Source organism: Actinomadura syzygii (genome assembly GCF_008085905.1).
Taxonomy (GTDB): domain Bacteria; phylum Actinomycetota; class Actinomycetes; order Streptosporangiales; family Streptosporangiaceae; genus Spirillospora; species Spirillospora syzygii.
The window spans coordinates 184,547-192,471 of record NZ_VSFF01000018.1; the positions used below are offsets into that span (position 1 = coordinate 184,547).

The window sequence follows — 7,925 nt, forward strand, 5'->3', positions numbered from 1 at the left end:
GGTCAGCCGTGGTCGTCCCGCAATGGACTCTGCCACGACGTGCCGGGTTGGATCTCGGTGTCCTCCGCGCCGTAGGAGATGTGGATGGGGGAGGCGGCGCTGGGGCGGAGGGCGACGCGGATCAGGTCCTGGCGGCAGGTCAGGTCGATGCCCCAGTGGCCCCGGTAGCGCAGGCCGAGGCGTAGCTCGCCGACTGCGGGAGGCAGGCGCGGCGCGAGACGCAGGGTCCCTCCGTCGGTGCTGATCCCGGCGTAGCAGCGCTGGACGAGGTCGACGGTGCCGGCCATCGCGCCCAGGTGGACGCCCTCGGGAGTGGTGCCGTGCTGGGCGTCGGTCAGGTCGCCGCGCAGCGTCTCCAGAAAGATCTTCCAGGCTTCGTCGCCGTCGGTGTGGGCGAGGATCCAGGCGTGCACCAGCGAGCTGAGCGTCGATCCGTCGCAGGTGCGCGGCAGGTAGTAGGCGATCGTCCGCTCGGCGAGGGCGGGGCCGTGCGCGTAGCCGAGGCGCCGCAGGACGTCGTCCAGCTCGCCCGGCGACAGCACGTAGAAGAGCATGAGCACGTCGGCCTGCTTGGACGCCTTGTAGCGGTTGGGAGAGTCGCCTTCGGCTTCGAGGATCCGGTCCAGCCTGCGGATGTCGCCGTAGCGTTCGCGGTAGCCGTCCCAGTCCAGTTCCTCCAGGTCGGCGTAGGCGTCGAACTGGCTGATCACGCCGTCGTGGAACGGGATGTACATCTTGGCGGCGACGTCTTCGAACCGGGTGATCTCCTCGCGGGTCAGCGCGAGCCGCTCGCGCAACTCGGCGCCGCGGTCCTCGGGCATCAGGGCGAGCGCGTCCAGCGTCCGGCGGATCACCCAGACCGCGAGGACGTTGGTGTAGGCGTTGTCGTCCAGGCCCGGGGCGTCGCGTCCGGGGAGGGCGTCGTGATACTCGTCGGGGCCCATGACGCCGCGGATCCGGTACCGGTCGGTGGATCGGTCGTAGTCGGACAGGTCGGCGAAGAACCGGGCGACCTCCAGCATGGTCTCGGCGCCGTACTCGGCGAGGAACTCGGCGTCGCCGGTCGCTTCGTAGTAGCGCCAAACGTTGTGGGCTATCGCGAGCCCGACATGCCGCTGCAGGTGCGTGTGGTCGGGCAGCCAGCGTCCCGACCGCGGGTTGAGGTGGACGCGCTGGGTCTCCTCGCGTCCGTCCGCCGCGCTCTGCCACGGGTACATCGCCCCGCGGCGCCCGGCGGCGGTGGCGGCGCGCCGTGCCGCGGGCAGCCGCCGCCACCGGTACATCAGCAGCGCGCGGGCGATCTCGGGGAACCGCATGGTCAGGAACGGCAGGATGAACAGCTCGTCCCAGAAGACGTGGCCGCGGTACGCCTCGCCGTGCAGGCCGCGGGCGGGAACGCCGACGTCCAGGTCGACGCTGTGCTCCGACACGGTCTGCAGCAGGTGGAAGATGTGCAGGTTCAGGACGCGCTGCACCTCCACCTGGTCGACGCTGAGCTGGCACCGCCGCCACAGCCGCGTCCACGCCAGCGTGTGCCTGCCCAGCAGGGCGTCGAAGCAGCCCGCCCCGGCGACGGCCGCGAGCGCGGCCTCCCCGCATTCCTCGACCGCGCGGTCGCGCGAGGTGAACACGGCCACGACCTTCTCGACCGTGACCGGCGTGTTCTCCTGGACGTCGACGGCCAGATCCTGCGCGGCCCATCCGCTGTCGGACAGGTCGGTGCGCTCGGTCGGGACGGTCGTCCGGGTGCGGGCCGCCATCGCGATCCGGATCCGCGACGAGAGCGTCGACGCGCGCAGGAGCAGCAGTTCCGGATCGCCTTGCGGCGGTGGCTCTTCACGTGTCAGATGGACACCCGGCAGGTTCCGGTACCGCTCGACCCCCGCGTTGACGACCCGTCCGTCAAGCGCGGTGCGGATCAGCAGCGGACCGGACCAGTCCTCGGCGACGATCGTGGTCTCCAGCGCGGCGAGGTGCGGATCGTCCATGGAGACGATCCGGCGCTGGGCGAGGCGGAACGTCCGCCCGGCCCGGTCGCGCACCCGCGCGAGGCGGGTCAGGACGCCGCGCCGGAGGTCGAGTTCCTGCCGGTAGGAGAGAATCCTGCCCTCCCGGTGGGCGGCGTCGGCGTCGAGCCATTCGCCGTCGGCGGCGCGGAAGGTCAACGGAAGCCAGTTCGGCATGTTCACGAGGTCGGCGTTGTCGGTGCGGCGCCCGCCGATCTCGGCCGGGAGCCGGTCGTAGCAGCCCGCGATGTACGTTCCGGGATAGTGGACGCCGTCGGCCGACGACTCGGGAGCCGCGCCGCGGGTGGCGAAACAGCCGTTGCCGAGCGTGCACAGGGCCTCACGCAGCCCCTCCGCCTCGGGGGCGTAGCCGTCGTAGGCCAGCACCCACCGGCTCATCACGTCTCCTCAGGCCGTCGTCCTACCAGGCCTCTCCTCAGGGGCCTGCCCTGTGGGGCCAAGTTCTCACTGAACAGCCGCGCCCGTCAGTAGCGGACGCCCTGGGATGTACGGGACCTTCGCCCCTCCAAACGAGACTCTGACCTCCTGACACTTGTAATCAGAGCGCTATTTCAGGGAAGGAGGCCCGTCGATGGTTGCACTCCCAAGGGCTCAACGGACCAACGTTCTCCTCGGCTACGACGGAACCGAGGAGAACGACGTAGCGCTGGGCTGGGCGGTCGAGGAGGCCCGGCTGCGCGGGCTCGATCTGACGATCTGTCATTGCTGGCACTGGCCCTACCCGGAGGGGCACGTGGACCCGGCCGTCCAGGCGATCGTCCAGCGCGCGGGAGAGAACCTGCTGCGCAAGGGCGCGCGGCGGGCCGTCGACCTGGGTGCGCCCAAGGAGGTTCACACGCTGCTGAGACGAGAGCCGGTGTGCGAGACCCTGGTGTGCGAGTCCGACGACGCGGAGCTGATCGTGATCGGTTCGCACGAGCGGCACCGGCTGCCCGCCGGATCGACGGCGGTGCAGTTGCCCGCGCTGACGCACCGTCCGGTGATCGCCGTCCGGCGGTCGGACGGGCCGCGCGGGCTCGTCGTGGTCGGGGTCGACGGGTCCGAGGGCGCGGACGCGGCGCTCGGCTTCGCGATCGAAGAGGCCGCGCTGCGCGAACGCGATCTGCGCGTGGTCTACGGAGCCTGGGAACCCGGCGCCGTGCCGGACTGGGAACTGCCGCTCTTCACCGACAAGGACGAACTGGTGCGGGCCCGGTCCGCCCAGCTCGAAGAGGTCGTCCATCCCTGGTGTCAGCGCTACCCGAAGGTCCATGTGGAGCTCTCGCTGTTGCTGGAACGTCCCAGGCAAGCGCTTCTGGGGGCGGCGAGCGGCGCGGACCTGCTGGTGGTGGGAGACCGTGGGACCGGCGGCGTGGACCCGTTGCTTCTGGGCGCGACCAGCTCAGCGATGCTGCACCACGCTCCGTGCACGGTCGCGATCGTTCCGCCGCTCCGGTACTCCGCCGAGCACGCCACCTGATCGACAGGGACGCGCCTGGGGCGGAGCGACGGCCTCGGCCAGGGCGGACTGCGGGCGGACGGGGCGGCGGTGGGGCAGGAGGGTGGTCACGGGGGCCCCGGGCGTCGCGTGGGGTGGTGGCGTTCCAGGCGGCGGTGAGGGTCTGGGCGTCGATGACGCCCAGGAAGCCGCCCAGGAAGCCGCCCTGGACGTCGGCGACCGGCAGGTGGTGCACCGTTCATGTTCCCCAATCGCTGCGGGAGGCCGTCCTCAACGCAGCTTGGCGAGCCGCTCGTCGTACTCCTCGGTGCTGATCTCGCCGCGCGCGTACCGCTCGGCGAGGATCTCCCGGGCGCGTTCCCGCCCCGTCGGCGGCTCGGCACGGCGCTGCGTCGCGGCCCGGACGACCAGCCATACGGCCGCACCGATCACGGCGATCCAGAACAGCATCATCAGCGTTCCCCACAGCCACATCCAGCCGGACCAGCCGTCGTTTCCCATATGCCCCCAGCGGTCGCCGTGTCCGGCGATGGCCAGCGCGTATCCGATGTTCATGGCGGAACCTCCTGACGTCTCCAGCCTGCGTCCCGCGTGCGCCTGCTCCCAGGGCCGAAGGTCCCGCAGATCGCCGGACTCACGCCTCTGACCGACGTGTCCGCGGACGGTGAGGCTCAGAGGAAGGAGGTGGACGAGAATGGACGGACGAGAGGTCCTGGTCGGTTTCGACGCTTCACCCGCCGCCGCGAGCGCGGTCCGCTGGGCGGCCGCCGAGGCGGCCCTGCGAGGGTCGCCCCTGCGGGTGTGCCATGCGTGGCACTGGCCGTATCCGCAGCGTTCCCAGGACGGTGACGCGCTGGACATCGTCCGGCGCATGGGCGCCCTGACGCTGGACGACGGCGTCCGGCTAGCCCGGGAGACCGCGCCGGGCCTGGACGTGCGGCCCGTGCTGCTTCGCGGCACGCCGTCCGGTGCGCTGCTGGCCGCGTCGGCGGACGCGGCGCTGATCGTGGTCGGCGCCCGGGGGACGGGCGGCTTCGACAAGCTCCCGCTGGGGTCGGCGGCCGTGCACGTCCCGGCGCACGCCGAGCGCCCGGTGGTCGTCGTACCCGCCTGGGAGGAGCCCGAGCGCGCGAAGCGGATCGTCGTCGGGATCGACGGCTCCCCGGCCAGCGAGGCCGCGCTGCGCTTCGCCCTGCGGGAGGCGCGCCTGCGGGACGCCGTGGTGACGCTGGTGTGCGCGTGGTGGGACCCCGGCGCCCTCCCGGGACCCGACAGGCTCCCGTTCACCGATCCGCAGGCCGTCAAGGAACAGGCCAAGGCGCGCTTCACCAGCTCCGTCGGTCCGTGCCTGGTCGACTATCCCGACGTCGCGATCGAGGAACGGTTCGTGATGGAGCACGCCGGGCGCGTCCTGGCCGACAACGCCCGGGACGCGACACTGCTGGTGGTCGGCGACCGGGGGATCGGGTCGTCCCCCACGACCCTGCTCGGCGCCGTCACCAGGACGGTGCTGCACGAGCTGCCGAGCCCGGTCGCGGTCGTCCACGAGGACGACCCGGAATCGGAGGAGTCATGATGCGAGTGCTGGTGGCGTACGCGTCCGAACGCGGCGGGACCGCCGAGATCGCCGACTGGATCGGCGCCGCGCTGCGCGAGGCGGGCTTGGACGCCGACGTCCGCCCGGCCGGAGAGGTCGCGAAGCTGGACGGCTACGACGCCGCCGTCGTCGGCGGCGCCCTGTACGCGGGGCGGTGGCATCGGGAGGCACGGCATTTCGTCCGCCACCATGGGGACGCGCTCGCGCATCGCCCGGTGTGGCTGTTCAGCAGCGGGCCGCTGGACCACAGCGCCGAGGAGAAGCGGATCGATCCGACGGTGAGTGTCGCCAAGTTCGCCCGGCGGCTGAACGCCCGCGGCCACGCCACCTTCGGCGGACGCCTCTCCCCGGATGCCCGGGGATTCCTGGCGTCCAAGATCGCCAAGAGGTCGAGCGGCGACTTCCGTGACCGCGACCAGGTCACCGAGTGGGCGGGCGGCATCGTCCGGCAGCTGCGCGGAGCCGAGGTATGAGCACGATGATCGTCGGGAACGACGGGTCGGGGCCCAGTCTGCTCGTGATCGACTGGGCCGCCGACGAGGCCGCCCGCCGCCGTCGGCTCGTCCGTGGTCATCGCGGTCAGTTGCGCCGGTTCGAGTCGGCTTTGAGTTGGGCGGCGAGCGCGGCGGCTCATGCCGAGCTTGGCGAACAGGAACACTCGGATCGGCTGGGTGTTCTGTGTCTGGCCCGTCATGGCGTTCGTTTCCCTCGGCTCAGTGGTGACGTAACCGACGCTACCCCGACTGTTGGGGCCTCCGGGAATGGTGCCCATGGCGTAAAGCGGGCCTGCGTTCTGGGGCCTTACCCATCAACATTTGGTCGGCGATACTGGCGGCGTGGCCGAGGGACCTGACACCAGCCCGGATCGGGCGCGGCTGATCCTGCCGCAGTTGCAGTTGGACGACCTGCTGATGGAGTTGCAGGCGCGGTTGGAGGCGGCGCGGTCGACGCGAGACCGTGTGCACGCGCTGCTGGAGGCCGTGGTCTCGGTGGGCAGTGAGCTTGATCTGGAGTCGGTGCTGCGGCGGATCACCGAGGCCGCGATCACGTTGGTCGATGCTCGTTACGGCGCGCTGGGGGTGATCGGGGAGGAGGGGGAGCGGCTGGTCCGGTTCGTCACGGTCGGTGTCGGTGAGGCCGAGATCGAGGCGATCGGGCACTGGCCGGAGGGCCACGGCATTTTGGGGTTGCTGATTCGTGAGCCGCATCCGTTGCGGTTGCCTGATCTGGGGGGTCATCCGGCGTCCAGTGGTTTCCCGGCGAATCATCCGCCGATGCGGTCGTTTCTGGGTGTTCCGATTCGGGTGCGGGATGAGGTGTTCGGCAATCTGTACTTGACGGAGAAGGCGGGTGGTGGGGAGTTCGATCAGGAGGACGAGGTCGTGGTGACGGCGCTGGCGACGGCGGCGGGGGTGGCGATCGAGAACGCGCGGTTGTATGAGGAGACGCGGCGTCGGGAGCGGTGGCTTGAGGCGTCGGGGGAGGTCTCGACTGCGTTGTTGTCGGGGACTGATCCGTATGAGGTGACCGCGCTGGTCGCGCAGCGCGCCCGGGAGATCGCCGACGCCGATTTGGCGGCGGTGGCGCTGGTCGAGGAGGGCGCCGGACATTTCACGGTGGCGGCCGCGCACGGCTCGGGCGCCGAGGGGCTTGAGGGACTGCGGGTGCCGCTGGACCATTCCGTCGCCGGGCCGGTGTTCGCCGAGGGCGCCGCGTTGCGGTTGGCGGATGGGAGCAAGGCGGCGCAGGAGGCGGGTGTTCCGGTGCAGGTGCCGATCGGCCCGCTGCTGGTGGTGCCGCTTGGGTTGGGTGCTTCGGCGCGCGGGGTGCTGTCGGTGGTCAACGCGCCGGGCGGTGCGGTGTTCTCGGCGGGGACGCAGCGGTTGCTGGAGGCGTTCGCCGGGCAGGCGGCGGTCGCGTTGGAGTTGGCCGGGCGGCGGCGGGACGCCGAGCGGTTGACGTTGCTGGAGGATCGTGACCGGATTGCCCGGGATTTGCATGACACGGTGATCCAGCGGTTGTTCGCGACCGCGATGGGGTTGATGGCGGCCATCAAGATCACACAGAGGCGGGATGTGGCGGTCCGGGTGCAGCGGGCTGTGGACGATCTGGACGACACCATCCGGCAGATCCGTTCGACGATCTTTGCGTTGCAGGGGCCCGAGGTGGAGGAGTCGCTGCGCAGTCGCGTGCACGTGCTGGTGGACGCCGCGTCCGAGCAGCTCGGGTTCGCCCCCTCGGTCCGGTTGGACGGGTTGCTCGACACGGTGGTCGATGACGAGACCGGCGAGCACCTGCTGGCCGTGGTGCGGGAGGCGCTGTCCAACGTCGCCCGGCATGCGCGGGCGACCGAGGCGGCTGTGAAGATCGACGTCGGTGACGATGTCACGGTTCTGGTCGAGGATGACGGCGTCGGCATCCCTGAGGGCGGCCGTCGCAGCGGGCTTCGCAACATCGACGAGCGGGCCAGAGCATTGGGCGGTTCATGCACCGCCAAACCACGGCCCGGCGGCGGGACGGTGCTGTCTTGGTGCGTCCCGCTCAAGGAGGCGTGACCGGGGGCGATCCCACATCGTCCAGAGCGACCTCCCCTAACCACTGAAGCGCCCCTAACACGGCGTCATAAAGCCTGTCGCGTCGCCGTCCCCGGGACCTTGGTCCCGGGGACGTTGCACCGAACGGACCTGCAGCGCAGGTCAGCGGTGGAGTTGAGTCATAGGTGAAGGCTCAACGACATGATGGAAGGTGAGAGGCGATGGCGCTCTCCGAGCACAAGACCCACGTGGGACGGGACACCCTGATCCGGGTCGTGCGGCCCCGGCCGCTGACCGAGTCGCCCGCCGCTCGCTACGTCTGGGCGCTG

The 7,925-nt window shown here is 70.9% G+C and carries 6 protein-coding genes; 4 read left to right on the plus strand and 2 right to left on the minus strand.

What is annotated here, in order from left to right:
• Positions 1-2: 2 nt before the first annotated feature.
• Complete coding sequence (locus FXF65_RS40370; protein WP_148355752.1) at positions 3-2,405, minus strand: glycoside hydrolase family 65 protein; 2,403 nt, start codon at positions 2,403-2,405, stop codon at positions 3-5.
• 193 nt (positions 2,406-2,598) lie between these two features.
• Between FXF65_RS40370 and FXF65_RS40375 the strand changes: the two genes are divergently transcribed.
• Positions 2,599-3,486 carry a universal stress protein gene (locus FXF65_RS40375; protein WP_148355753.1) on the plus strand — a complete coding sequence of 296 codons (888 nt, stop codon included), beginning with the start codon at positions 2,599-2,601 and terminating at the stop codon, positions 3,484-3,486.
• A gap of 249 nt (positions 3,487-3,735) precedes the next feature.
• Here the strand turns inward: FXF65_RS40375 and FXF65_RS40380 are convergent, their stop codons facing one another.
• Positions 3,736-4,020: an SHOCT domain-containing protein gene (locus FXF65_RS40380; RefSeq protein WP_222869005.1), complete on the minus strand. Its 285-nt coding sequence runs from the start codon at positions 4,018-4,020 to the stop codon at positions 3,736-3,738.
• A gap of 139 nt (positions 4,021-4,159) precedes the next feature.
• Here FXF65_RS40380 and FXF65_RS40385 point away from each other — a divergent pair, with 139 nt between their 5' ends.
• The 3 genes from FXF65_RS40385 to FXF65_RS40395 all read left to right on the plus strand — a co-directional run bounded on the left by FXF65_RS40385 (position 4,160) and on the right by FXF65_RS40395 (position 7,617).
• Positions 4,160-5,041, plus strand: coding sequence for a universal stress protein (locus FXF65_RS40385; protein WP_148355754.1), 882 nt, complete (start codon positions 4,160-4,162; stop codon positions 5,039-5,041).
• Positions 5,038-5,535 (plus strand): flavodoxin domain-containing protein, encoded by a 498-nt coding sequence (locus tag FXF65_RS40390; protein ID WP_222869006.1) that lies wholly within the window; start codon positions 5,038-5,040, stop codon positions 5,533-5,535. Before FXF65_RS40385 ends, FXF65_RS40390 begins: the two co-directional genes overlap by 4 nt.
• 438 nt (positions 5,536-5,973) lie before the next feature.
• Positions 5,974-7,617 carry a sensor histidine kinase gene (locus FXF65_RS40395; protein ID WP_148355780.1) on the plus strand — a complete coding sequence of 548 codons (1,644 nt, stop codon included), beginning with the start codon at positions 5,974-5,976 and terminating at the stop codon, positions 7,615-7,617.
• Positions 7,618-7,925: the final 308 nt, after the last annotated feature.